The organism is Ruegeria sp. AH3, from assembly GCF_056536265.1.
Genome location: NZ_JBQFJL010000001.1, coordinates 1,513,217 through 1,535,479 on the forward strand (window position 1 = coordinate 1,513,217; position 22,263 = coordinate 1,535,479).

A 22,263-nucleotide genomic window follows, 5' to 3' on the forward strand; every position below is an offset into this window, starting at 1 on the left:
CCGCCCCTTCATCTGGCAAAAAATATCCTCGGGGGGTGTGGGGGGCAGACCGCCCCCCACCTTCTCCATCCAAGCGAAAGCCCTGATTTGAGCGACTGGCTGATCTCCCTTGAAGGCACCGAATCCGGCCACCACCTCGCCCTCGGCCTCGCGCTAATGGCGGCGTTCCTGCATGCAGTCTTTGGTGCCTTGCAAAAGGGCCGCCACGACCCCTGGATGTCACGCGGGGCGATTGACGCCTGTTATTGCCTGATGGCCATGCCTTTCGCCTTCTTCGTCGTTCCATGGCCCGAACCCTATATGTGGCCCATTTTTGCCGTCGTTTGGCTGATCCATATCGGCTACAAGATCCTGCAAGCGATGGCGTACACCAAAGGCTCCTATACCGTCGTCTATCCTGTGGTGCGGGGGACCGGCCCACTATTCACAGTGATTGGGGCTAATCTGCTATTCGGTGAGACGTTCTCGACCATCCAATGGCTCGGCGTGGGCACTCTGATGGCAGGCATCTTCGGACTGGCAGCGTATAACCTGCGCTATCTCGAAACCAATCGTGAAACTCTGGGGATCGCCCTGGCGCTGGCGATCGCCACCGGTCTCTTCGTCGCTCTCTATACCACCTATGACGCCTACGGAATCCGTGCCACAGCCGACCCGTTCACCTTTCTAGCGTGGTTTTTCATGATCGACGGGGCTGCCATGCCGATCTATGCAGCTCTCAGATACCGCGCCATGATCCATCGTCCGGCGCTCGGGCCTCTGATGCTACGTGGCCTTGCGGGCGGCATAATTGCCCCCATGTCTTTCGGTGCCATCATGCTCGCCACACGGCTCGACAAGGTAGGAGAAGCTGCGGTTCTACGCGAAACCTCCACCGTCTTTGCCGCGCTCATCGGCTGGCTGGTTCTGAAAGAAACTGTGGGACCCAGACGGATCACATTGATGGCATTGATTGCACTCGGCGCCGTAATAGTTGAAATGGGCGGATAAGCAGCAGGTCGGAATCATGGCAGAGAAAAAAGACATCAACCCATTCCTCAAACAGGTGCTCGAACTCGGGCCCCCGCTTGCCTTCTTCTTCATTTACTTGCGCCTGCGTGATGACAATTTCGTGATCGGCGGCATCGAGTATTCGGGTTTTATTGTCGCCACCATCCTCTTCGTTCCCCTGATGCTGGCCGCCATGGGCATCCTTTGGTACCTGACGGGCAAGCTCGGCCGGATGCAAATTTTCACCGCCTTCATGGTGATTTTCTTCGGTGGCCTCACTGCGTGGTTCAACGACGAGCGCTTCTTCAAGATGAAAACCACGCTGGTCTACGGCTTCTTTTCCGTCATCCTCGGGATCGGCCTTTTGCAGGGAAAGTCCTATCTGGCTTATGTTCTAGACGAGATGCTGCCCATGCGTCAGGAAGGCTGGATGATCCTGACTCGCCGCCTGTGCGCCTGTTTTGCGGTGCTCGCAGTGGCCAATGAACTGATCTGGCGCACGCTGTCGACAGATCTCTGGGTCAAGATCGAAACCTTTGGATTTCCGATCGCGCTCATGGCGTTCCTGATGCTGCAATTCAGCATGCTGCAGCACTATATGGACGATCCGGACAAACAATAGAGCGCGGCCTGACCCAAGGAAAAGCCGACAAAAACCTTGGCTTAGGCGCAAAGCTGTGGAAAGTTGATCGAACTCGCACCACTCACCACCGGAGACCTGCGCCCGTATGATGGCATTTCCCAACAGTGGATTTCTTTCTGAAGCTTCTGAAGAGCTGCGCAAGATGCTGGCCTCACTGGCCTCCGAAGTTACTCTCGACAGCGGCGACGTCCTGTTCGAACAGGGCGATCCGGGAGAGGCGCTTTATGCGATCCTCACAGGCACGCTCGAAGTGTCTTTTCTGGCCATGAGCGGGCGCAAGCTATCGCTCAGGCTGATGCGCCCGGGTGAGGTGTTTGGCGAGATAGCGCTTTTTGACAGCGGCCCCCGCACCGCCACGGTTACAGCAGCCGATCCTGCCAAAGTTCTGCGGGTTCGGCATAAGGATGTGATGGATCAGATCCGAAAGAACCCTGATCTGGCGGTTGACCTGATCCGTTTGGCCGGTGTGCGCATGCGCTGGATGGGTGACCAGTTGAACGAACAGGTCTTTCTGCCAATGCCGATCCGGCTGGCGCGCAAGCTGCTGCATTTGGCCGGCCAGCAGGACACACCGACCGCGCGCATCACCCTGTCGCAAAGTGAACTGGCCGAATTTGTCGGAGCCACGCGTGAGGCGGTATCGAAAACCATTTCGACATGGAAACGGGACAACGTGGTCGAAGCCTCACGCGGAGGATTGCAGATTCATGATCTCGATGCGCTGCGGCAACTGGCCGAATCCGATTTAATCTAACTTTTTGGCACAGATGTGATCCGCTTCACATACGCGGCTTGAAGATTGCCCTAAGGTCAACCCTGTTACTGTAGGAGGTCGGTTTTATCATCCCCGATATCTGTCCACCGACCTCTCCCTGTACCAGAGCCATATGCCTTCCCCGGCATATGGCTTCTTTCTTAACAAAGTATTAAAAAAGGCCGGGGTCTTGACCCCGGCCTGTCATTTTCCAGACTAGTCGTGAGATTACTGTTCTAGGCTCAGCGCCACGAATCTGGGTTCTCCACCACGGCGCACCAACAGCAACAGCGACTTGCGACCAGCCTCACGTGCCTCATCCATCCGCGCCTCAAGATCGGCGATCGAAACCACCTTCTGCTGGCCAGCTTCAGTGATCAGATCACCAGCGCGCAGCCCCTTCTCAAAAGCTTCGGAAGAATCATCGACATTGGTCACCAGCAACCCTTCGGCGTCGGCATCCAATCCCAGCTCTTCACGCTGGCTGTCACCCAAAGGTGCGATGGTCAGACCCAGAATATCCTTGTCCTCTTCGGTCGGTGCCTCAGCCTCAGGTTCTCCACCCTCATCTGTGCGCTCAGCATCCTCACGACGGCCCAAGGTCACCAGAACGGTTTGCGTGCCGCCGTCGCGATGCACAACCACGCGCACGGATTTGCCCACGGTCGTCTCACCGACCTGACGCACCAGCCCACGCGTATCTTCAACTTCGACGCCATCAAAGCTGATGATTACATCTCCGGCCAGCAGACCAGCTTCTTTCGCCGGGCCCTCGGGCACGTCACTGATCAGCGCGCCGCCGGGTTTATCAAGACCCATTGCCTCGGCCATATCTTCGGTCACATCCTGAATGCGCACACCCAGCCAGCCGCGGCGCGTCTCACCGAATTCGCGCAGCTGATCGACAACCTTGATCACCACGTTCGAAGCCATCGAGAACCCGATCCCAATCGAGCCACCATTGGGCGACAGGATCGCGGTATTCACACCGATCACCTCGCCATCCATGTTGAACAACGGTCCGCCCGAATTTCCCCGGTTAATCGCCGCATCCGTCTGGATGTAGTCGTCATAAGACCCGCTCAGCGCCCGATTCCGGGCCGATACAATCCCCGCTGAAACCGAAAAACCCTGTCCCAGCGGATTGCCCATCGCGATAACCCAATCACCGACGCGCATGGTGTCGCTATTGCCGAACTGAACGTATTGCAGCGGCCCCTCGGCTTCGACCTTCAGCAGCGCGATATCAGTTTTCTCGTCAGTGCCGATCACTTTAGCAGGCAGTTCCTTTACCGGCTGCCCGTCGCCAGGGAAGAATTCGATCAGAATTTCATCCGCTTCGGCAATGACGTGGTTGTTGGTGACGATAAAACCGTCTTCCGAGATCACAAATCCCGACCCCAGCGCATTGCTGCGGCGCGGGCGGTTTTCGCTGTTGCCGCCATTGCGGTCCTGGAATTCACGGAAGAAATCTTCGAACGGAGAGCCTTCGGGCACGATCCCCTGCGGGCCAGTCTGCCCTTCGATCAGGGTCGAGGTAGTGATATTCACCACCGCCGGGCTGATCTTTTCGGCCAGCGGCGCAAGGCTGTCACGGGCCTGCGCGGCCAATGTCTGCGCCAGAACCAGCACCATCCCCATGAAGGCCAGCCACATCAGCCGTACCATCACACCAACATCGTCCCGCCGGACGGACACACTGCGCGCTTTCGCCTGCACTTGGGGTTCTCCTTGTCGATCGTTCTTCAGCGGGACCTAGCTTGAGGTCCCCTCTTAGCAACCAATGTAGTCAGTTTGGCCAAGCCCGCAACTCGGGATCGCGGGGAAATCACCGGCAAGTGAGAACCTTGTATCAAAAGCCGATCTGATAGGCTCCCCAGAGCAGGATAACGCCACTGACTACGCACAGCAGCCCCATCAAGCGCCGCGCCTGTTCTGGCAGTGCTCGCAATGCCTCTAACATGCGTTCAATAAGCGAAGGGGCCAGCGCATAGGCCAGCCCCTCGACAATTAACACCAGCCCGAAGGCCAGAAGGATCATACCCATTACTCAGAAGCCGCAGCCGCTGGCGCCCGCCGACCAGTCGGCGAGGCAAGGTAGTTGAAGAACTCGGAATCCGGGCTCAGGATCAATGAGCTGTTGCTCCCTTGCAGAGCATTCTCATAGGCGGTCAGCGAGCGGTAAAATTCAAAGAACTCCGGGTCTGCCCCATAGGCTTCGGCAAAGATCGCGTTGCGTTCGGCGTCAGCCTCACCGCGAATGATCTCGGCCTCGCGGTTGGCGTCCGATACCAGTTCGACCACGGTCCGGTCGGCCTGCGCACGGACACGCTGAGCAGCCTCGTTACCGCGGGCACGTTCGTCGGTTGCTTCACGTTCCCGCTCGGCCTTCATCCGGTCAAAGGTCGCCTCAAGGTTGGCCTGCGGCAGATCGGTCGCCTTCAGACGCACGTCGATCACGCTGACCCCCAGCGCCCGCGCCTCGGCAATCGCGCTGTTGCGGATGCGCAGCATCAGCGCGGCACGGTCGGAGCTCAGGATGTCACGTGAAGACACCGAACCCAGAACCTCACGCGTTTCAGCGCGCAGAATGCGGTCCAGACGATCCTCGGCCACCGGGATACCGCCGACACCAACGGCCTGACGGAACTGTTCCAGATCGGAAATCCGGTAGCGCGCGAAGGCATCAACCACCAGACGACGATCGTCCAGAGGCGTCACTTCCAGCGGTTGAACATCAATGGACAGGATGCGGTCATCATAGCGAACAACTTCCTGAATCAGCGGGATCTTGAACGCCAGACCGGGTTCTTCCTTGACCGCTACAACGCGACCAAATTGCAGAACCAGCGCGCGTTCGCGTTCATCCACGATGAAGATCGAGGACAGAACAGCTACAATCGCGATGAAGACGACGGGCAGTATAAATGTCGCTTTACGCATCAGTTGTTCCCTTCGGTCTGGCTACGGCGCAGTTCGTTCAGCGGCAGATATGGCACGACGCCCTGCCCTGATCCGGTCGAGTTTTCATCCAGAATGATCTTGTCCACATCACCCAGAACCTGCTCCATCCGCTCCAGATACAGACGTTTGCGGGTCACATCCGGCGCTTTGGAATATTCCTCGAGAACCGCGCTGAAACGGCTGGCCTCACCCTGCGCGCTGTTGATCTGCTGGGCGCGATAGGCTTCAGCCTCTTCCAGAACCTGCGCCGCTTCACCACGCGCTTCGGCCAACACACGGTTGGCATAGGCGTCAGCGACGTTTTGCAGCCGGTCACGCTCCTGCGCAGCGGCCTGAACGTCTCGGAAGGCGGCGATCACGTCCTGCGGCGGGTCAGCCTTGTCAAAGTTCACACGGACGATATTCACGCCCGAGTCGTAGCTGTCCATCGTCTGCTGAATCAGCTCCTGCAGACGTTCGGCGATGATACCGCGGTCCCGGTTCAGGATCGGGGCCAGTTCGCTTTGCGCGATGATCTCACGCATGGCCGATTCCGACACGGCGCGGATCGTCTGACGCGGGTCGCGCAGATTGAACAGATACTTGGCCGGGTCGTTGATGTTCCAGACGACCTGATAGTCGATATCGACCACATTTTCGTCACCCGTCAGCATCAGACCATCGTCGCTGCCGCGCGCGCCGCCCATATCTTCGTTCTGTTCGCGGGTGACCGGGATAACCTCGGCAGTCACAAACGGCCACGGGGCAAAGTTCAGACCGGGATTACCAACGGCCGAGAACTCACCCAGGAACAGTTCAACCGACTGTTCTTCGGGCTTGACGGTGTAGAAGCTGGCCAGCCCCCACAAGACCGCAGCGGCCACAAGACCAATCGCAACAGTTCCCTTGGTAAACGCCGGACCACCACCGCCGCCCGAGCCGTTCGTGCCACGGCCACCGCCGCCACGACCGCCCATCAGGACGCGCAGCTGCTCTTGACCCTTCTTCATCAGCTCATCGATCTCGGGGATCTGCGGGCCGTCGCCTTCGGGGGGCTTGCGCCCGTCCCCGTTGTTACCCCGATTTCCTCCGCCTCCGGAAGAGCCTCCGCCCCCCCAGGGGCCACCGCTGTTGCCCGCCATATGTGTCTTTTCCCTTGTTTAGACCGTGTAGGACCGTGTGATCACGGGTTCCCTTGTAACTTGTGTGCGCCCGGTTGCAAATCAAGCCGTGCGCACAGGTTGCCGCATTGTCACCAATTCCTCGGCCATGACCGGGTGAACGGCGACCGTACGGTCGAAATCTTCCTTGGTTGCGCCCATCTTTACGGCAATACCTGCCAGCTGGATCATCTCGCCCGCACCGGGCGCAACAATGTGGCATCCCAGCACCTTACGCGTTGCCTGAGACACGATCAGCTTCATCAGAACCCGCTGTGTACCGCCGGCAAACGCCTTTTGCATCGGCTTGAACGAGGTGGCGTAAATCTCAACCGGCTCTTGCGACGCTGCCTCTTCCTCGCTCAAGCCCACGGTGCCGAATTCAGGCTGTGTGAAGATGGCAGTGGGTATTAGCTCGTGATCAACCGGGGTTGGATTGCCTTTGAACACCGTTTCCACAAACGCCATACCTTCGCGGATCGCTACCGGAGTCAGGTTGACCCGATCCGTGACATCGCCGATGGCGTAGATCGAAGGCACGCCGGTCTGGCTGTACTCATCCACGATGATCTCACCTTTGCGGCCACGTTCGACGCCCAGCGCTTCCAGCCCCAGATCATCCGCATTCGGTGCACGACCCGTGGCATACATCACCACGTCGAATTGGTCCTGAGTACCATCGGTTGCTTTGACACGGATCTTGTCACCATCCTTGGCCATCTCAAGCACGTTGGTGCCCAGGCGAACGTCGATACCATTCTGCCGCATCTCTTCGCAGATCAGGCCGCGCGCCTCCTCATCAAAGCCGCGCAAAATCTGCGCGCCGCGATAGAACTGAGTCGTCTTGACCCCAAGCCCATTCATGATCCCGGCAAATTCACTGGCGATATAGCCTCCGCCAACGATGAGAATGCTCTCGGGCAATTTCTCCAGGTGGAAAATCTCGTTCGACGTGATGGCCAGTTCCGATCCGGGAAACTCGGGCACAACTGGGCGACCACCTGTAGCGATCAGAATATGTTTGGCCGTCTTGCGGGTTCCATCGGCCAGTTCGACCGTATGGGGATCAACCACGCGCGCGCGCTGGTCGAAGCTTTCGACGCCGTTGTTTTTCAGGATGTTACGATAGATGCCTTCCAGCCGGTCCAGTTCGGCAACCAGTTTGCCGTGGAACGTGTCCCAGTTGAACGCGCCTGACTGAATATCCCAACCGTATTCCTGCGCATCGCCGACCATCCCGGAATACTCGCTGGCAAACACCATCAGCTTCTTGGGTACACAGCCCCGGATAACGCAGGTCCCGCCATACCGATCCTCTTCCGCCAGCGCCACCTTGGCCCCGTTTTCACCCGCCGCCACACGCGCCGCGCGAACCCCGCCCGAGCCGCCTCCGATGACGAACAGATCATAGTCAAAGCTCATGGGTGCGTTCCTTTTTTATTCCGCTTGGCCAAAATGCATTGGTTATCTGGGCCTGAATTCCGGGCTGCCAACCCCTTGGCAGCTGAAACTCTGGTTTTATTTCAGTGTCCACCAAATCGACATCCAGCACTCAATCCGCCAGATCCGAGAACAGATTATCCCCATTCTCACCCAGCATGTCAGTCTGAACAGTGCCTGCGTTGATATCACGCATCTCGACGCGGCCATCACCGTAACCGACTACGACCTTGTCGCAGATATCAATGAACAAGCCATTCTCAACCACGCCGGGGATCTGGTTCAGTACAAGCGCCAGTTGCCGCGCATTGCCGATGCGTTTCAAATGCAAGTCCAGAATGTGGTTGCCCTCATCCGTGATCTTCGGTGCTTCGCCATTCATGCGCAGGGTAACCGACGTGCCCAGCACATCCATCGTGTCCAGCGCCTCTTCGATCAGGGTGCGGGTGGTCTGCCAGCCAAACGGGATCACCTCGACCGGCAAGGGGAACGCACCCAGCGTTTCGACCTCTTTGCCCGCGTCGGCGATCACCACCATCTGATCGCTGGCCGTCGCCACGATCTTTTCCTGTAACAGCGCGGCACCGCCGCCCTTGATCAGGTTGAACTCATTATCGAACTCATCCGCGCCATCGATGGTCAGATCCAGCCACCCGGCCTGATCCAGCGAGACGACTTCGATCCCCACCTCAAGCGCCAACTGTGCCGTTGCGGTTGATGTGGGAACCCCCTTGATCTTAAGCCCTTCGTCTCGTACGCGTTCACCCAGGCGACGGACCAACCAGGCAGCTGTCGATCCGGTGCCGAGCCCCACGCGCATACCGTCTTCAACCAGATCTGCCGCACGATAGGCCGCAACATATTTAGCTTTGTCGATCGGCGACAAATCCTTGCTCATAACTTCATCCCCTAAGCCTTCTGTTCGCCTTATACGGAATGCCCCTATCGACTGCGAGAGGCAAATCGCCCTGCAACTGTGCTAACATGCCGCTGAAATACGCCTTTCTAATAGGAAAGGTCGCAATCAGGTCTGTGTAGGATCGACTTGCGACATAGATAGATGCCATGGAAACGCCGTACCGTCTGCATTACGCCCCTGACAATGCTTCGCTGGTGATCCGGCTGACGCTGGAAGAGATGGGGTTGCCCTATCACACCGTTCTGGTCGACCGCACCCAGAACGAACAGGATAGCGCGGCCTATCGCGCGCTGAACCCAAACGGGCTGATACCGGTACTGAACACGCCACAAGGACCGATCTTTGAGACCGCAGCAATTCTGCTGTGGCTGGCTGACACCCATGGCAAAATGGCACCAGGACCAAACAGCCCGGAGCGCGCGGCCTTTCTGAAATGGCTGTTCTTCGCCTCCAACACGGTGCATGCCGACCTGCGCATCCTGTTCTACGCCGAAAAGTACATTGCTGCCGCGCATGCCAACACACTGCGTGAGGGCATCCGCCCCAGGCTGCTTCAACACCTGAAGCTACTGGATACGCTCGCCCAGAACGCGCCCCAATGGTTTCGCGCCGACCACCCCTCGGTTCTCAGCTATTATGTGGCTTGCATGATGCGCTGGATGGCACTTTATCCCACACAGGCCGATCGCAGCTGGTATCAGCTGGCCGATACACCTTATCTGCAAAAAATCCTGATGCAGTTGGAGTTGCGACCAGCTACACGCGCAGCCAACACCGCCGAGGGGCTGGGAGCTACGCCCTTCACCTCACCTATCTATGCCAACCCGCCAGAAGGCTCAGCTATCTGATATGTTTCTTTCTGTCTTCGATATGTTCAAAGTGGGCATCGGCCCGTCCTCTTCACACACCATGGGACCGATGGTCGCCGCCGCACGGTTTCTGGACCTGATGCGCGCATCTCCGTTTGAATTCTCGGGCCTGCGCGGGTCGCTGCATGGATCACTGGCGTTTACCGGCGTCGGCCATGCGACTGATCGCGCCACGATTCTCGGCTTGGCAGGATTCGTGCTCGACACGTATGACAACGACAAGGCCGAGGCCGCACTGGCCCAGATCAATGAGACCCACACTGTCGCGCCCGAAGGGCTGCCGACACTCAAGTTCAACCCCAAGACCGATCTGGTCTTCGATTTCGAACACAATCTTCCCGGCCATGCCAACGGCATGATCCTGATGGCCACCGATGCGCAGGATGACGTTATCTTGCGGCAGGTTTATTACTCGGTGGGCGGCGGTTTCGTCCTGACCGAAGAAGAACTGGCTGAAGGCAAGGATACCGAAGAAGGCGCGCCCGTTCCCTTCCCGTTCAAAAGCGCCGCTGAAATGTTGCAGATGGCAAAGGACACCGGCAAATCGGTTGCTCAGATGAAACGCGAAAACGAAATCGCGCGTGGTTGCCCCGAAAGCTTTGCCAAGGGCTCTGCCCGGCTGTGGCAGGTGATGAATGACTGTATCGAGCGTGGACTGACCACGGATGGTATCCTGCCCGGTGGTCTGAATGTGCGTCGGCGCGCCAAGGGCATCCACGATGCGCTGGTGGCTGAACGCGGCATGAACCTGAATGCTCCGCACACAATCAATGACTGGATGAGCGTTTACGCCATGGCCGTGAACGAGGAAAACGCCGCCGGCGGTCAGGTCGTCACTGCGCCCACCAACGGCGCGGCCGGTGTGTTGCCTTCGGTGTTGCGCTACTACCTTGATCACGTTCCGGGTGCCTCGGAAAGCCATATCGAAGATTTCCTTCTGACTGCCGCCGCCATTGGCGGGTTGGTAAAATACAATGCCTCGATCTCGGGTGCTGAAGCGGGCTGCCAGGCAGAGGTTGGAAGTGCATCGGCAATGGCGGCGGCAGGTCTTTGTGCTGTCATGGGTGGCACGCCTGAACAGGTGGAAAATGCCGCCGAGATTGCGCTGGAACATCATCTGGGCATGACCTGCGACCCTGTTGCCGGTCTGGTGCAGGTGCCATGTATCGAGCGCAACGGGCTGGGTGCGATCAAGGCGGTCTCAGCGGCCTCGCTTGCACTGCGCGGCGACGGCAAGCATTTCATGCCGCTGGATGCCGCGATCGAAACCATGCGCCAAACCGGACATGACATGCACGCCAAATACAAAGAGACCTCACTAGGAGGGCTCGCCGTCAACGTGCCGAACTGCTGAACCGATACAGGAGGCGATCAAGATGCGCGGACACTGCTTATGTGGCAGGATCGGTTTCGAAGTCGATCCTCCGGTTCTGTCCTGCGTCACCTGCCACTGCGACAGTTGCCGGCGTCAGTGTGCCGCCCCGATGACCACCTATTTCGGGGTGCGCGCCGGCCAGTGGCGCTGGACTGGTGAGGAGCCTAAGCGCTTCCATTCCTCCCCTGGGGTCGAGCGTAGCTTCTGCCCCCATTGCGGCACTCCGATCTCGTTTCGGTCAACAAAGATGTCGGATGTACTGCATCTCTATGTTGCGACGCTCGAGAATCCTGAAACCTTGGAACCCACTCTGCATGTTGCGCATGAGGAGAAGCTGCGGTGGCTGCACCTGGGCGACGGACTGCCCACCTGCATCGGCCCGGACTACACCAAAGCCCAGCCGCTGGCCAAGGCGTGATGACAGAGCTTCCCAGCGCGGAGCGAAACCGCTAGCGTCGCGCCATGACTCAGGATCGCCCCGTATTCGGCATCGTTTTGATGCTCGGTTTTTGCGTGCTCGCCCCGCTGGGCGATGCCATGGCGAAAGTGCTGGGAGAAATCACGCCAATCGGCCTGTTGGTTCTGGTGCGCTTCGCGGTTCAGGTCATGATTCTGGCCTCGCTGATTGCCGCAACCAACCGCTCATGGCGGATGCACGGGCGGGTTCTGCGGCTGACCGTAATCCGGACCCTGCTGCATATCGCCGGTATCTCGGCCATGTTCAGCGCATTGCTGTACCTGCCGCTGGCCGACGCGGTGGCCATCGCGTTTGTCATGCCCTTCATAATGCTGTTGCTCGGCAGGTTCGTTCTGGGCGAACAGGTTGGACCCCGACGTCTGATCGCCTGTGTCGTCGGGTTCATCGGCACGTTGCTGGTGATCCAGCCCAGCTTTGCCGAGGTCGGTGCCCCCGCCCTTCTCCCTCTGATCGTCGCGGTAGTATTCGCACTGTTCATGTTGGTGACACGACAGATCGCAAAAGAGACCGATCCGGTCTCGCTGCAAGCGGTGTCAGGCGCAATGGCGACAGTAATCCTGCTACCGACCCTGCTGCTCGGATCAAGCGCTGGCATCGATCAGCTATCATTCGTTATGCCAGACAGAGAAACACTCTGGCTGCTCTTCGCGATCGGAGCGCTTGGCACCGTTGCGCATCTGTTGATGACATGGTCGCTACGCTATGCGCCGTCGGCAACTCTGGCACCCATGCAATATCTCGAAATCCCGGTCGCAACTGTGATCGGCTGGATGATCTTCCATGATCTTCCCAACGGCATAGCCGCCATCGGCATCCTGATCACGATTGCCGCAGGGCTTTACGTCATTCTGCACGAGCGGGCCAACGCCCGGTCTGGCCCGACAGAAACGCCCGCATGACCTGATCCAGCGCCTCGCGCGGCACCATCATCAGCAACCCAGGCTGATCCAGTTCAAGCGTCAATTCTCCAACAGCGCGGTTTGACGTCCCGATCCGTCCGTCCGGTTCCAGCACAATATCGCCAATCGGCCATTCCAATCCTTGGCTCCGCCCGATTACACGCCGAAATGGAAACAATGACACAGTTGAGCCTGCGACAAGGTCTAGCGTGATCCGTGGAGGCACATGAAACACGATCTCATGCGCACCCAGCAGAAGACAGGCACGATCGGGCCAGCGCACAAGGCTGTTGAACACTGCTAACTGATGATCCACGCGCCCGCCAAGGAACCCTGCCGCCAACACCAGTGGTGCCTGAACACTGCGCAGTGCCTTGTCGAAATCCGTGCTGTCCTGTTCTCGAATCGGAAACAACCGATCCTCAGGAATCCGGGCGCGATAGGCGGCTTCAAGCGAGTCAAAATCACCGATCACCGCATCGGGTATGCGCCCCGAATCAATCAGCGCAGCGGCCCCGCCATCCGCCGCAACCGCAGAATCAACGCGATTCAGCACCAGATTCACGTCACCGGGGCCGATTTCACCCCCTCCAAACAGCCCAATTGGCCCTTCAGACCGAACAATTGACTCATTTTTCGCAAGATTGACCATATTTCCCGGTTTTGGACATAATGAGACCACAAAATGATAGACTCATGGCTACAGTTTGAAGTCGATTGCCGAGGTATGTGTTTGGCAATGTGACCTGGTAGTTTGTAGAGGACGTGCGTCTGATGGTACAGAACAACAAGGTGTTAACCGTTTCTTACGGAACCTTCTCGTGCACTTTGGAAGGCTTCGACGATTCATTCGAAACGATGAAAGCCATTGCCGAATATTTCCGGGATCTTGCAGCGGACGACCGCTATTTTGGATCGGAACCGCCTCAGCCGGACGCCGAGATGCTGACCCGCATCGCTCAGCGCGATGTCGCACGTAAAGTAGAAGCCAGTCAGAATGACACCGGTCTGCTCCTGCGGGCGACCGAGACATCAGCCCCCGCGGCACCGACCCCCGCTGCGATCGCACCTACGCTTACACCTGCACCCGAGCCCGTTCAGCCTTTGTCCAGCGCCGTCCCCTCAACGCCTCAGGCACAATCCGATGAGCCTGCAGAAGACAGCATCGCGGCCAAATTGCAGCGCATTCGGGCGGTGGTTTCGCATTCCGACCAAACCCCCACCACATATTCCGAGGATGAGGATACGAGCTATCTCCAGCCGACGAAGCCCAAGGTCGACGCAATCTCGGCAGCCTTCGCAGCAGGCGCGCTCAGCCCTTCAGACCTGGAAGACCCGATCGAAGAACCGGCGCCCGCCCCCATGCCAGTGGAAGATCAGACCGAAGACCTTCCGGAACCCGTCGCATCGACGGATGATGTTGAGGACCTCGTTGACGAGTTGGCTGACACCATGTCAAACGCCGATGAACAGGACGAAACCGACGCGACCGATCTGGTCCCCGCCGAGGACGAAGAAGAAGTTGCGCAGCAGGATGAGGTCACAGACAGTGACGTTCTGTTCTCGGACCTTGATGAAGCGTCTGAGACCGAGGATCAATCCAACATTCTGAACGAACCAGTTGCCGAAGACGATGATCGCGACGCGACCGAAGCACTGGCCGAAATTTCCGGCGATGTAATTTCGGCCGAGGATGAGGCACTGCTGCTGGACGAGATCGCGCTTGTCGAATCCGAGCTGGAAACAAAGATCTCACCTGAACGGGCGGAAATGTCCGGGCTGGACGAAGACGTCTCACGCCTGATGGACAAGGCTGACGAACAGTTGGATGATCCATCCACCAATGATCAGCGTGAAACTTATTCGCACTTGCGCACCGCCGTCGCCGCAACCGAGGCCGAGCGCGCCGAAGGCAAAGACTCCGCTGGCGAACGCGAGGACGATTATCGCGGTGATCTGGCGTCTGTCGTCAGCCCCCGCCGCCCCGAGGTCGAAGTGACCAGCGAACGCCCCGCCGCGGAAATCGCAGCACCGCTGAAACTGGTCGCAGAACAGCGCATTGATACCGATGAGGCCGACACCGGCCCTGTCATGCCGCGCCGCGTGACCTCGGTGGATGACAGTGCCGCGGATGAGGAAGGCGGGTTCGCCACTTTTGCACAGGAACAGGGCGCACAATCGCTTCCTGATCTGCTGGAGGCTGCGGCTGCTTACCTCTCGTTCATCGAAGGCCAGGAACAGTTCTCGCGTCCGCAACTGATGAACAAGGTGCGTTCGCTGAAGCAGGAAGCATTCAATCGTGAAGAAAGCCTGCGCTCCTTCGGGCAACTTCTGCGGGACGGCAAGATCGAAAAGGCCGGTGGCGGGCGTTTCGCTGCCTCGACCCAGATCGGGTTCCGCCCGGATGATGACGAACGCGCCGCGGGCTAAACCCGGCGCATCAAATTACCCCCTCGAAACTCGACAGGGCCGGAGGCAACTCTGGCCCTCTCCTTATGGGCGCGATCAAGCTCCTCAGCGGCAAATCCGCTCATTTTTGGCATACTAGGCGCTGTTGGTTATGCTGCGGCGCAGAAATTTGCTACGATCACCGCATCGACTGAACCCGACTCTGTGATCTTAAGTGCCCAAGTTTCCGACCTGAGGTATCTCGTATGTACGATCTTGCAATCCGACGTTTGCGCATCTTCGACAAACCCCTTGTAACAGCCCATCTACAAAACCTCGAACCCGAGGCTTTGCGATCACGTTTTGGCGCTGTTGTGCCTAACGTCTTTCTGGATCGTTATGCCTCGGCCCTGTTCGACGATGCATCCTTGGTCTTTGGGGCCTTCCCCGACAGCTGCCTACGTGGAATGGCCGAACTCCGCCCGGTGCGGGATAGCCTTCCCCGCACTGCCGAGGCAGCCTTCACCGTCGAAGCCCCATGGCAGGATCGTGGTATCGGTGACGCTCTTCTCTCGCGTCTTATCGCGAGCGCGCGCAACCGCGGGATACGTGAGGTACATATGATCTGCCTCGCGACCAATCAGAGGATGCGCCACCTGGCCAGCAAACACAGCGCTGATCTCAACTTGATGACCGGGGAAGTTGCAGCAACTCTCACACCGCCCTGGCCCACGCCATTCAGCATGGCAGAGGAAATTGCCGGGGAATATCATGCATTTGCCCGTGCAGTATTCAGCTGGCCGGACTAGTTTTTGTCCTGATCCGGGTCTTCCTTGCCCACGCCACGAAAGACAAATTTGAACGGCAAGACCCAGACAATGCCCAGCGCGACATAGACCAGGAGCTCAAGCCAGATCGGCGGGCGATCCAGCCAGTTCACAATCGTCACGACTGCAACAATATAAGCAGGCAGCCCGACCAGCAGCAGCAGCAACGACCAACGCCGCCGCGCCTTATAGCTGAGACCGGGCTTTTCGTTCCCGCTCATCAGTCCGCAAACGGGTCAGTTACCAGAATGGTGTCCTCCCGCTCCGGGCTGGTAGACAACAAGGCGACCGGGCATTCGATCAATTCCTCGACCCGACGCACATATTTGATTGCGTTCGCAGGCAAATCTGCCCAACTGCGCGCGCCTTCAGTGGATTCACTCCAGCCCGGCATCTCTTCGTAGATGGGCGTGCAGCGCGCCTGCTGGTCGGCGGCGGTGGGCAGATAGTCGAGGCGTTCGCCATCCAGTTCATATCCGACACAGATCTTCAGCGTCTCGAACCCATCCAGAACATCCAATTTGGTCAGCGAAATACCGTTGACACCGCTGGTCGCACAGGTCTGACGCACCAAACAGGCATCGAACCAGCCACAACGCCGTTTGCGACCCGTTGTTGTACCGAATTCATGCCCCCGCTCACCCAGGCGCTGCCCATCGGCATCGTCCAACTCAGTCGGGAACGGCCCCTCGCCCACGCGCGTGGTATAGGCTTTGACAATCCCCAGAACGAAGTCGATCGATCCGGGGCCAATGCCTACACCGGTCGAAGCCTGCCCTGCGATTACATTCGATGATGTCACAAATGGATAGGTCCCGAAATCGATATCCAACAACGCGCCCTGCGCTCCTTCGAACAGGATGCGCTTGCCCGCTTTGCGCTTTTCGTTCAGCACCTTCCAAACAGGTGCCGCAAAGGGCAGAATCTGCGGCGCAATCTCTTTCAGCTGCGCAATCAACCCGTCCCGGTCAATTGGCTCAAGCCCCAAGCCGTTGCGCAAAGCGTTGTGGTGTACCAAAGCCCGGTCCACCCGCAGCGCCAGCGTTGCATCATCCGCCAGATCAGCCACCCGGATCACGCGCCGCCCTACCTTGTCCTCATAACATGGTCCGATTCCGCGACCGGTTGTGCCAATCTTGGCCACCGAGTTCTGATTCTCGCGTGCCCGATCCAGTTCGCCATGGAATGGCAGGATCAGCGGTGTGTTCTCAGCGATCATCAGCGTCTCGGGCGTAATATCAACACCCTGTTCCCGGATCGTGCCGATCTCTTTCATCAGGTGCCATGGGTCCAGTACAACCCCATTGCCGATCACGCTCAGCTTGCCGCCGCGCACCACGCCCGAGGGCAATGCATGCAGCTTGTAAACCTCACCATCGATAACCAGCGTATGCCCGGCATTATGCCCGCCCTGAAAACGCGCGATCACATCTGCCCGCTCGCTGAGCCAGTCGACGATCTTGCCTTTTCCTTCGTCACCCCACTGGGCGCCGACAACAACCACATTGGCCATATCCGGTCCTTTTGCGCTGAGATATCAAACCCGGCTGATATAGCGAGGCTCAGTCGGCAGGGAAACCGATATTTCGCCGCATCGGGAAATCGCATCTCGCGCGGTGCCTCCGGCGGAGATATTTATAGCCAGATGAAGACCGGATCCACTGCTTCATCTGGCTATAAATATCTCGGGGGAGTCGCGGCTGGCCGCGGCGGGGGCAGAGCCCCCTCTACCCCTGCGACAAGCGTACAGGTTGGCCATGGGGTGTGGTCAAGTAGGCCTCTTCCCACGCATTGCGCAAGGCCGAGATATCGGCGAGCGATGTGTCACCCTGTTCCGTCAACAACACTTCCAGCGTCTCCAACCATGCATGGAAATAGTCGTCACCGCCATCCAACTCACGGTCCAGACCATGACGCTTCAGCGTTGCAGAGAACCGAGAGGCCCAATCCGGCCAATCAAAACGACCCGCCTCGTTCAGGGCCACCGTGACAGCAAATATCTGCGCGTGCCAAGGTTCGGCAAAGACCGGCTCGGGGGCGGTATGGGCGACGCAATCACTCATGCGGGTTCGAGGTAGGATTGCCACAGATCCAGCACGACCTCATCCTCTGAATGTTCGGGATTGGCCCAGAGTTCCGATGCTGGGAAGACTACAGCATAAAGTGGTTCGGGAGCTTCACCCAATCCATGCGCATTAGAATCAGGCAACACATGCGTTCCATGCAATCGCAGCACCCGCCCTCGGGCGCCAGCCGCGTAGATCGGCAGCCGCGTATGACCGCCATCGACCAACCGGTTTGCCGTTGGACGCGCGGTGCGCACCGATTGCCCAACCTCAAACTGAATCGCGACGTTCGATGGGCGGTCCGCCGGACCACCCTTGGCAAGGGCAGCGGCAACGGCATCAGCCCTTAGAACACGCGTGGCCAAAGGATGTTCGGCGTCTTCTTCGGCGCCGCGCAAATCATCCAACGTCAACACGCCGTTTTCGACCAGCAGATTTGCGAGTCCTGAAATCCATTTTTCATAATAGGTAAACTGCGCATAATCCTTAGGGGACAGGCGCTCGCGGGCGTGGCGCGATACATCGATATTCCACTGCCCCAGAAACCCCGACGCAAGAGTTACCGCCAAAGCACGCGCGTGCCAGTCTTCGGCAAAAACAGGAGCGTCTTCCGCTTCTGGATCAATAGCCCCGTCACCGAACCGCCCTCCCATGTCGTGAACGCGGGTCATGCGGTCACCTTGGGCAAGCCCGTGCCAATCATGCTGTCGCGGGTGACCAAAGCGGCCAGATCGTCTTCGCTCAACCCTTCAGAGCCTGCAGGGCGCATGGGCAAAACCAGATAGCGAATCTCAGCCGTTGAATCCCACACCCGAACGGACGTCGTGTCAGACAGGCTTACACCGAACTCGGCCAATACCTTGCGCGGTTCGCGCACGGCGCGGGCGCGATAGGCATCGGATTTATACCAGCCTGGCGGGATACCCAACAGAGGCCATGGATAACAGCTGCACAATGTACAAACGACCATGTTGTGCTGCGCAGGGGTGTTCTCGACCACCACCATATGCTCTCCCTGACGACCATAATATCCGAGATCGGTAACGACTGGTGTTGCATCTGCAAGCAGAGCCGCCTTGAAGTCAGGATCGCTCCATGCCTTGGCAACGACACGGGCCCCGTTCTGCGGGCCGATCTTGTTCTGATAGGTATCGATGATCTCATCCAGCGCCGCCGGGTCGATCAGCCCCTTACGGGTCAGAATCGTCTCCAGCGCTTTGACACGGAGCGCGGGTTCGGGCGGCAACAGGGCGTGCGGGTGGTCGTGGTCATCATGTGGCATGAGCCGCAGCCTGCGCCACGCCTTGCCCGCCTGTCCAGTCCCTTTGGCGTGATCCATCACATCACCAACCGTGATGGCAACTCCTCCCTTGCCCCCAGAACCAAACTTGCATAAGTACCACGCGATACACGCCACGCTGTACAGGACCACCATGGAAAACGTCGTTCTCATCATCCATCTTCTTCTGGCTCTGGGCCTGATCGCCGTTGTGCTGATGCAGCGGTCCGAAGGTGGCGGCCTTGGCATGGGTGGCGGCGGTGGCGGAGCCATGACCGGACGCGCAGCTGCGACTGCGTTGGGCAAAGTGACCTGGATCCTGGCGGCGTGCTTTATCGTCACCTCGATCACGCTGACCATTCTGGCCGCACAGAAATCCTCGGGCAGCTCGGTTATCGACCGTTTGGGCGTTCCGACCCCGGCCCCGACCGAGGAAAGCACCCCGGCTGTACCGTCGGCTGATGATCTTCTGCCTCCGACACAGGGCGACAATGCGCCGCTGATCCCGCAGGCCGACTGATACACAAAACCTAGAAACCGGAAAGAGGACTGCAACAGCATCTTGCGGTTCTCTTGCGCTATGGGCGCGAATCCTTTATATATGAAGTCCCGTGATGCAGCGGTTTTTCGTAAACCGTCGGGCAGCTGATTTTGACGTCTCACGGGAGCAAGCCGAACAACATGGCGCGATTTATTTTCATCACTGGTGGTGTGGTTTCGTCCTTGGGAAAAGGACTGGCTTCGGCGGCTTTGGGCGCGCTGCTGCAGGCCCGAGGATACTCGGTACGCCTGCGCAAGCTCGACCCTTATTTGAACGTCGATCCGGGTACGATGTCGCCGTTTGAACATGGCGAAGTGTTCGTCACCGATGACGGGGCCGAGACCGATCTGGACCTTGGCCATTACGAACGTTTCACCGGCGTGGCCGCGCGTAAGACCGACTCGGTCAGCTCGGGCCGGATTTATTCCAACGTGCTTGAGAAAGAGCGCCGCGGCGATTACCTCGGCAAAACCATTCAGGTGATCCCCCACGTCACTAACGAGATCAAGGATTTCATCGCAATTGGCGAGGATGAGGTTGATTTCATGCTTTGCGAAATCGGCGGCACCGTGGGCGATATTGAAGGCCTGCCCTTCTTTGAGGCCATCCGTCAATTCAGTCAGGACAAACCGCGTGGTCAGTGCCTGTTCATGCACCTGACCCTGCTGCCTTATATCAAGGCGTCCGGTGAGCTGAAAACCAAGCCGACCCAGCACTCGGTGAAAGAGCTGCGCTCGATCGGTCTGGCCCCCGACATTCTGGTGTGCCGCTCCGAAGGCCCGATCCCGACCAAAGAACGCGAGAAGCTGGCCCTATTCTGTAATGTCCGCCCCGACAGCGTGATTGCGGCGCAGGATCTGTCGACCATCTATGACGCCCCGCTGGCCTATCACCGCGAAGGTCTGGATCAGGCGGTTCTGGATGCCTTCCAGATCAGCCCTGCCCCCAAGCCCGATCTGGCGAAATGGGAAGATGTCAGCGACCGCATCCACAACGCCGAAGGCGAGGTGAAGGTCGCTATTGTGGGCAAATACACTCAGTTGGAAGACGCCTATAAGTCGATTGCCGAGGCGCTGACCCATGGCGGCATGGCCAACCGCGTGAAGGTCAAGGTCGAGTGGGTTGATGCCGAGGTATTCGACAATGAAGATGTGGCACCGCATCTGGAAGGCTTCCACGCGATCCTTGTCCCCGGAGGGTTTGGCGAACGTGGAACCGAAGGCAAGATCAAAGCGGCTCAATACGCGCGCGAGCACAAAGTGCCCTACCTGGGCATCTGTCTCGGCATGCAGATGGCAGTGATCGAGGCAGCGCGGAATGCGGCGGGCATCGCCGAGGCGGGTTCGGAAGAATTCGACCACGAAGCCGGGAAAAAGCGTTTCGAACCGGTTGTTTACCACCTGAAAGAATGGGTGCAGGGCAATCACAAAGTCGAACGTAAAGTCGGAGACGACAAGGGCGGAACCATGCGTCTTGGCGCCTATAATGCAGTTCTGGCCGAGGGATCAAAAGTCGCTGATGTCTATGGCGGCACTCAGATCGAGGAACGCCACCGCCACCGCTATGAGGTCGACATCAAGTATCGCGACAAGCTGGAAAAGGCTGGTTTGAACTTCTCGGGCATGTCGCCCGATGGCCGCTTGCCCGAGATTGTTGAATGGTCGGATCACCCATGGTTCATCGGAGTTCAGTATCACCCGGAGCTGAAGTCCAAACCCTTCGACCCGCATCCCCTGTTCCGCGACTTCGTGCGCGCGGCCAAGGACACATCGCGCCTCGTCTAGGTCACTGCAAAGTGAGGGCTGCTGCGAAAAAAACTGTACGCAGCGGCCGTTGTCGCAGTTAACTGTCGGAAGAAACCGACAGGAGACCGGCCATGACAGATCAGATAACCCAAGCAGAAACCTTTGCCGCCCTGCACAAGAAGGGCAATCCGGTCATCCTCTATAACATCTGGGACGCAGGCAGCGCCGCAGCTGTACGCGATGCCGGGGCCAAGGCTCTGGCGACTGGCAGTGCACCGGTCGCAATGGCGCAAGGCTTTACAGATGGGCAGAACATCCCCTTCGAGGCGGCGCTGGAGAACGCGCGACGCATTGTGGAGGCCGTTGACATCCCGGTCACCATGGATCTGGAAGGCGCCTATGCCGAAGATACGTTCGGCATCTCGGCCAATGTTAAACGGGCCCTCGAAACCGGCGTGATCGGCTTCAACTTTGAAGACCAGATCGTTGGAACGAAAGAGCTTTATGACATCGAAACGCAGGCTGCGCGCGTCGCGGCCATGCGTGAGAGCTGTGATGTTGCCGGAATTCCCGCGTTCATCAATGCCCGTACCGATATCTTCCTCAAGGCGGCACCCGACAGCCATGATCAGGCGATGCTGGACGATGCCATGGCCCGCGCCAAAGCCTATGCTGAGGCCGGGGCCAGCGGCTTCTTTGCACCGGGCCTGAAAGATGAAACGATGATCGGTCGCCTGTGTGAAGCAACCGACTTACCTGTCAATATCATCGCCCTTCCCGGCACACCTGACACGCCGACACTGGCGAAACTTGGCGTAGCCCGGATCAGCTATGGCCCTGTGCCCTACCGGCAGATGATTGCCTGGCTGCAGGACAAAGCCCGCGAGGCGCTGCAATCGGGCGGGTGATCCACTTTTAGGGGATTGCATTCCCAGACATTCCTCCGC

At 58.6% G+C, this 22,263-nt stretch carries 24 protein-coding genes; 12 read left to right on the forward strand and 12 right to left on the reverse strand.

Going from position 1 to position 22,263, the window contains the following annotated elements; translation table 11 throughout:
* The first annotated feature begins 87 nt into the window (after positions 1-87).
* From ACR3EM_RS07490 to ACR3EM_RS07500, 3 genes are all read left to right on the forward strand, one after another.
* Complete coding sequence (locus ACR3EM_RS07490) at positions 88-990, forward strand: EamA family transporter (protein WP_480470167.1); 903 nt, start codon at positions 88-90, stop codon at positions 988-990.
* 16 nt (positions 991-1,006) lie between these two features.
* The gene (locus ACR3EM_RS07495; RefSeq protein WP_480470168.1) at positions 1,007-1,612 is read left to right on the forward strand and encodes an inner membrane-spanning protein YciB; all 606 of its coding nucleotides are present in this window, start codon (positions 1,007-1,009) and stop codon (positions 1,610-1,612) included.
* 106 nt (positions 1,613-1,718) lie between these two features.
* Positions 1,719-2,387, forward strand: coding sequence for a Crp/Fnr family transcriptional regulator (locus ACR3EM_RS07500; RefSeq protein ID WP_480470169.1), 669 nt, complete (start codon positions 1,719-1,721; stop codon positions 2,385-2,387).
* Positions 2,388-2,615: 228 nt separating this feature from the next.
* On the opposite strand, the gene ACR3EM_RS07505 is transcribed toward ACR3EM_RS07500, so the two are convergent.
* The 6 genes from ACR3EM_RS07505 to rpiA all read right to left on the reverse strand — a co-directional run bounded on the left by ACR3EM_RS07505 (position 2,616) and on the right by rpiA (position 8,828).
* Positions 2,616-4,055, reverse strand: a complete 1,440-nt coding sequence (locus ACR3EM_RS07505; RefSeq protein WP_480471904.1) for a Do family serine endopeptidase — start codon at positions 4,053-4,055, stop codon at positions 2,616-2,618.
* 184 nt (positions 4,056-4,239) lie between these two features.
* On the reverse strand, positions 4,240-4,434 hold the full coding sequence (locus ACR3EM_RS07510) for a DUF2065 domain-containing protein (RefSeq protein WP_480470170.1): 195 nt from the start codon (positions 4,432-4,434) through the stop codon (positions 4,240-4,242).
* Positions 4,434-5,330, reverse strand: a complete 897-nt coding sequence (hflC, locus tag ACR3EM_RS07515; protein ID WP_480470171.1) for a protease modulator HflC — start codon at positions 5,328-5,330, stop codon at positions 4,434-4,436. The genes ACR3EM_RS07510 and hflC overlap by 1 nt, the downstream gene beginning before the upstream one ends.
* Positions 5,330-6,472 (reverse strand): FtsH protease activity modulator HflK, encoded by a 1,143-nt coding sequence (hflK, locus tag ACR3EM_RS07520; protein ID WP_480470172.1) that lies wholly within the window; start codon positions 6,470-6,472, stop codon positions 5,330-5,332. The genes hflC and hflK overlap by 1 nt, the downstream gene beginning before the upstream one ends.
* Positions 6,473-6,553: 81 nt before the next feature.
* Positions 6,554-7,912, reverse strand: a complete 1,359-nt coding sequence (gene gor, locus ACR3EM_RS07525; protein ID WP_480470173.1) for a glutathione-disulfide reductase — start codon at positions 7,910-7,912, stop codon at positions 6,554-6,556.
* 130 nt (positions 7,913-8,042) lie between these two features.
* Positions 8,043-8,828: a ribose-5-phosphate isomerase RpiA gene (gene rpiA / locus ACR3EM_RS07530; RefSeq protein WP_480470174.1), complete on the reverse strand. Its 786-nt coding sequence runs from the start codon at positions 8,826-8,828 to the stop codon at positions 8,043-8,045.
* Between the two features lie 167 nt (positions 8,829-8,995).
* On the opposite strand from rpiA, the gene ACR3EM_RS07535 reads away from it, so the two are divergent.
* The 4 genes from ACR3EM_RS07535 to ACR3EM_RS07550 are packed head-to-tail and all read left to right on the forward strand — an operon-like array spanning position 8,996 to position 12,470.
* Positions 8,996-9,697: a glutathione S-transferase family protein gene (locus tag ACR3EM_RS07535; RefSeq protein ID WP_480470175.1), complete on the forward strand. Its 702-nt coding sequence runs from the start codon at positions 8,996-8,998 to the stop codon at positions 9,695-9,697.
* Position 9,698: 1 nt separating this feature from the next.
* On the forward strand, positions 9,699-11,072 hold the full coding sequence (locus ACR3EM_RS07540; protein WP_480470176.1) for an L-serine ammonia-lyase: 1,374 nt from the start codon (positions 9,699-9,701) through the stop codon (positions 11,070-11,072).
* A 22-nt stretch (positions 11,073-11,094) separates the two neighbouring features.
* Positions 11,095-11,511, forward strand: coding sequence for a GFA family protein (locus tag ACR3EM_RS07545; protein WP_480470177.1), 417 nt, complete (start codon positions 11,095-11,097; stop codon positions 11,509-11,511).
* A 44-nt stretch (positions 11,512-11,555) separates the two neighbouring features.
* On the forward strand, positions 11,556-12,470 hold the full coding sequence (locus ACR3EM_RS07550; protein ID WP_480470178.1) for a DMT family transporter: 915 nt from the start codon (positions 11,556-11,558) through the stop codon (positions 12,468-12,470).
* On the opposite strand, the gene ACR3EM_RS07555 is transcribed toward ACR3EM_RS07550, so the two are convergent.
* Positions 12,415-13,026: a thiamine diphosphokinase gene (locus ACR3EM_RS07555; RefSeq protein WP_480470179.1), complete on the reverse strand. Its 612-nt coding sequence runs from the start codon at positions 13,024-13,026 to the stop codon at positions 12,415-12,417. The two genes, ACR3EM_RS07550 and ACR3EM_RS07555, sit on opposite strands and share 56 nt — an antisense overlap.
* Before the next feature lie 218 nt (positions 13,027-13,244).
* Here ACR3EM_RS07555 and ACR3EM_RS07560 point away from each other — a divergent pair, with 218 nt between their 5' ends.
* Positions 13,245-14,900 (forward strand): hypothetical protein, encoded by a 1,656-nt coding sequence (locus tag ACR3EM_RS07560; RefSeq protein ID WP_480470180.1) that lies wholly within the window; start codon positions 13,245-13,247, stop codon positions 14,898-14,900.
* Positions 14,901-15,124: 224 nt separating this feature from the next.
* Complete coding sequence (locus ACR3EM_RS07565; RefSeq protein ID WP_480470181.1) at positions 15,125-15,667, forward strand: GNAT family N-acetyltransferase; 543 nt, start codon at positions 15,125-15,127, stop codon at positions 15,665-15,667.
* Here the strand turns inward: ACR3EM_RS07565 and ACR3EM_RS07570 are convergent.
* From ACR3EM_RS07570 to nthA, 5 genes are all read right to left on the reverse strand, one after another.
* Positions 15,664-15,906 (reverse strand): DUF2842 domain-containing protein, encoded by a 243-nt coding sequence (locus ACR3EM_RS07570; protein WP_480470182.1) that lies wholly within the window; start codon positions 15,904-15,906, stop codon positions 15,664-15,666. The genes ACR3EM_RS07565 and ACR3EM_RS07570 overlap by 4 nt on opposite strands.
* Positions 15,906-17,198 (reverse strand): adenylosuccinate synthase, encoded by a 1,293-nt coding sequence (locus tag ACR3EM_RS07575; RefSeq protein WP_480470183.1) that lies wholly within the window; start codon positions 17,196-17,198, stop codon positions 15,906-15,908. Before ACR3EM_RS07575 ends, ACR3EM_RS07570 begins: the two co-directional genes overlap by 1 nt.
* Before the next feature lie 214 nt (positions 17,199-17,412).
* The gene (locus ACR3EM_RS07580; RefSeq protein ID WP_480470184.1) at positions 17,413-17,748 is read right to left on the reverse strand and encodes a nitrile hydratase accessory protein; all 336 of its coding nucleotides are present in this window, start codon (positions 17,746-17,748) and stop codon (positions 17,413-17,415) included.
* A complete protein-coding gene (gene nthB, locus ACR3EM_RS07585) occupies positions 17,745-18,422 on the reverse strand; it encodes a nitrile hydratase subunit beta (RefSeq protein ID WP_480470185.1) in 678 nt (225 codons plus the stop codon). The genes ACR3EM_RS07580 and nthB overlap by 4 nt, the downstream gene beginning before the upstream one ends.
* Entirely contained in the window at positions 18,419-19,033 is a 615-nt protein-coding gene (gene nthA, locus ACR3EM_RS07590) for a nitrile hydratase subunit alpha (protein ID WP_480471905.1), read from the reverse strand. Before nthA ends, nthB begins: the two co-directional genes overlap by 4 nt.
* Positions 19,034-19,184: 151 nt before the next feature.
* On the opposite strand from nthA, the gene secG reads away from it, so the two are divergent.
* The 3 genes from secG to ACR3EM_RS07605 all read left to right on the forward strand — a co-directional run bounded on the left by secG (position 19,185) and on the right by ACR3EM_RS07605 (position 22,224).
* Entirely contained in the window at positions 19,185-19,550 is a 366-nt protein-coding gene (secG, locus tag ACR3EM_RS07595; protein ID WP_480470186.1) for a preprotein translocase subunit SecG, read from the forward strand.
* Positions 19,551-19,711: 161 nt separating this feature from the next.
* Positions 19,712-21,355 (forward strand): CTP synthase, encoded by a 1,644-nt coding sequence (locus tag ACR3EM_RS07600; RefSeq protein ID WP_480470187.1) that lies wholly within the window; start codon positions 19,712-19,714, stop codon positions 21,353-21,355.
* A 92-nt stretch (positions 21,356-21,447) separates the two neighbouring features.
* Complete coding sequence (locus ACR3EM_RS07605) at positions 21,448-22,224, forward strand: isocitrate lyase/PEP mutase family protein (RefSeq protein ID WP_480470188.1); 777 nt, start codon at positions 21,448-21,450, stop codon at positions 22,222-22,224.
* Positions 22,225-22,263 lie beyond the last annotated feature (39 nt).

Excerpts from the sequence above, each read along its gene's own strand:
- ACR3EM_RS07495 (WP_480470168.1), top strand. The coding sequence starts at position 1,007 with ATGGCAGAGAAAAAAGACATCAACCCATTCCTCAAACAGGTGCTCGAA.
- ACR3EM_RS07580 (WP_480470184.1), bottom strand. The coding sequence starts at position 17,748 with ATGAGTGATTGCGTCGCCCATACCGCCCCCGAGCCGGTCTTTGCCGAA.
- ACR3EM_RS07500 (WP_480470169.1), top strand. The coding sequence starts at position 1,719 with ATGATGGCATTTCCCAACAGTGGATTTCTTTCTGAAGCTTCTGAAGAG.
- ACR3EM_RS07550 (WP_480470178.1), top strand. The coding sequence starts at position 11,556 with ATGACTCAGGATCGCCCCGTATTCGGCATCGTTTTGATGCTCGGTTTT.
- hflC (WP_480470171.1), bottom strand. The coding sequence starts at position 5,330 with ATGCGTAAAGCGACATTTATACTGCCCGTCGTCTTCATCGCGATTGTA.
- ACR3EM_RS07565 (WP_480470181.1), top strand. The coding sequence starts at position 15,125 with ATGTACGATCTTGCAATCCGACGTTTGCGCATCTTCGACAAACCCCTT.
- ACR3EM_RS07570 (WP_480470182.1), bottom strand. The coding sequence starts at position 15,906 with ATGAGCGGGAACGAAAAGCCCGGTCTCAGCTATAAGGCGCGGCGGCGT.
- ACR3EM_RS07575 (WP_480470183.1), bottom strand. The coding sequence starts at position 17,198 with ATGGCCAATGTGGTTGTTGTCGGCGCCCAGTGGGGTGACGAAGGAAAA.
- ACR3EM_RS07560 (WP_480470180.1), top strand. The coding sequence starts at position 13,245 with ATGGTACAGAACAACAAGGTGTTAACCGTTTCTTACGGAACCTTCTCG.
- ACR3EM_RS07535 (WP_480470175.1), top strand. The coding sequence starts at position 8,996 with ATGGAAACGCCGTACCGTCTGCATTACGCCCCTGACAATGCTTCGCTG.
- nthB (WP_480470185.1), bottom strand. The coding sequence starts at position 18,422 with ATGACCCGCGTTCACGACATGGGAGGGCGGTTCGGTGACGGGGCTATT.
- nthA (WP_480471905.1), bottom strand. The coding sequence starts at position 19,033 with ATGCCACATGATGACCACGACCACCCGCACGCCCTGTTGCCGCCCGAA.
- ACR3EM_RS07605 (WP_480470188.1), top strand. The coding sequence starts at position 21,448 with ATGACAGATCAGATAACCCAAGCAGAAACCTTTGCCGCCCTGCACAAG.
- gor (WP_480470173.1), bottom strand. The coding sequence starts at position 7,912 with ATGAGCTTTGACTATGATCTGTTCGTCATCGGAGGCGGCTCGGGCGGG.
- rpiA (WP_480470174.1), bottom strand. The coding sequence starts at position 8,828 with ATGAGCAAGGATTTGTCGCCGATCGACAAAGCTAAATATGTTGCGGCC.
- ACR3EM_RS07540 (WP_480470176.1), top strand. The coding sequence starts at position 9,699 with ATGTTTCTTTCTGTCTTCGATATGTTCAAAGTGGGCATCGGCCCGTCC.
- secG (WP_480470186.1), top strand. The coding sequence starts at position 19,185 with ATGGAAAACGTCGTTCTCATCATCCATCTTCTTCTGGCTCTGGGCCTG.
- hflK (WP_480470172.1), bottom strand. The coding sequence starts at position 6,472 with ATGGCGGGCAACAGCGGTGGCCCCTGGGGGGGCGGAGGCTCTTCCGGA.
- ACR3EM_RS07510 (WP_480470170.1), bottom strand. The coding sequence starts at position 4,434 with ATGGGTATGATCCTTCTGGCCTTCGGGCTGGTGTTAATTGTCGAGGGG.
- ACR3EM_RS07600 (WP_480470187.1), top strand. The coding sequence starts at position 19,712 with ATGGCGCGATTTATTTTCATCACTGGTGGTGTGGTTTCGTCCTTGGGA.
- ACR3EM_RS07545 (WP_480470177.1), top strand. The coding sequence starts at position 11,095 with ATGCGCGGACACTGCTTATGTGGCAGGATCGGTTTCGAAGTCGATCCT.
- ACR3EM_RS07505 (WP_480471904.1), bottom strand. The coding sequence starts at position 4,055 with ATGGTACGGCTGATGTGGCTGGCCTTCATGGGGATGGTGCTGGTTCTG.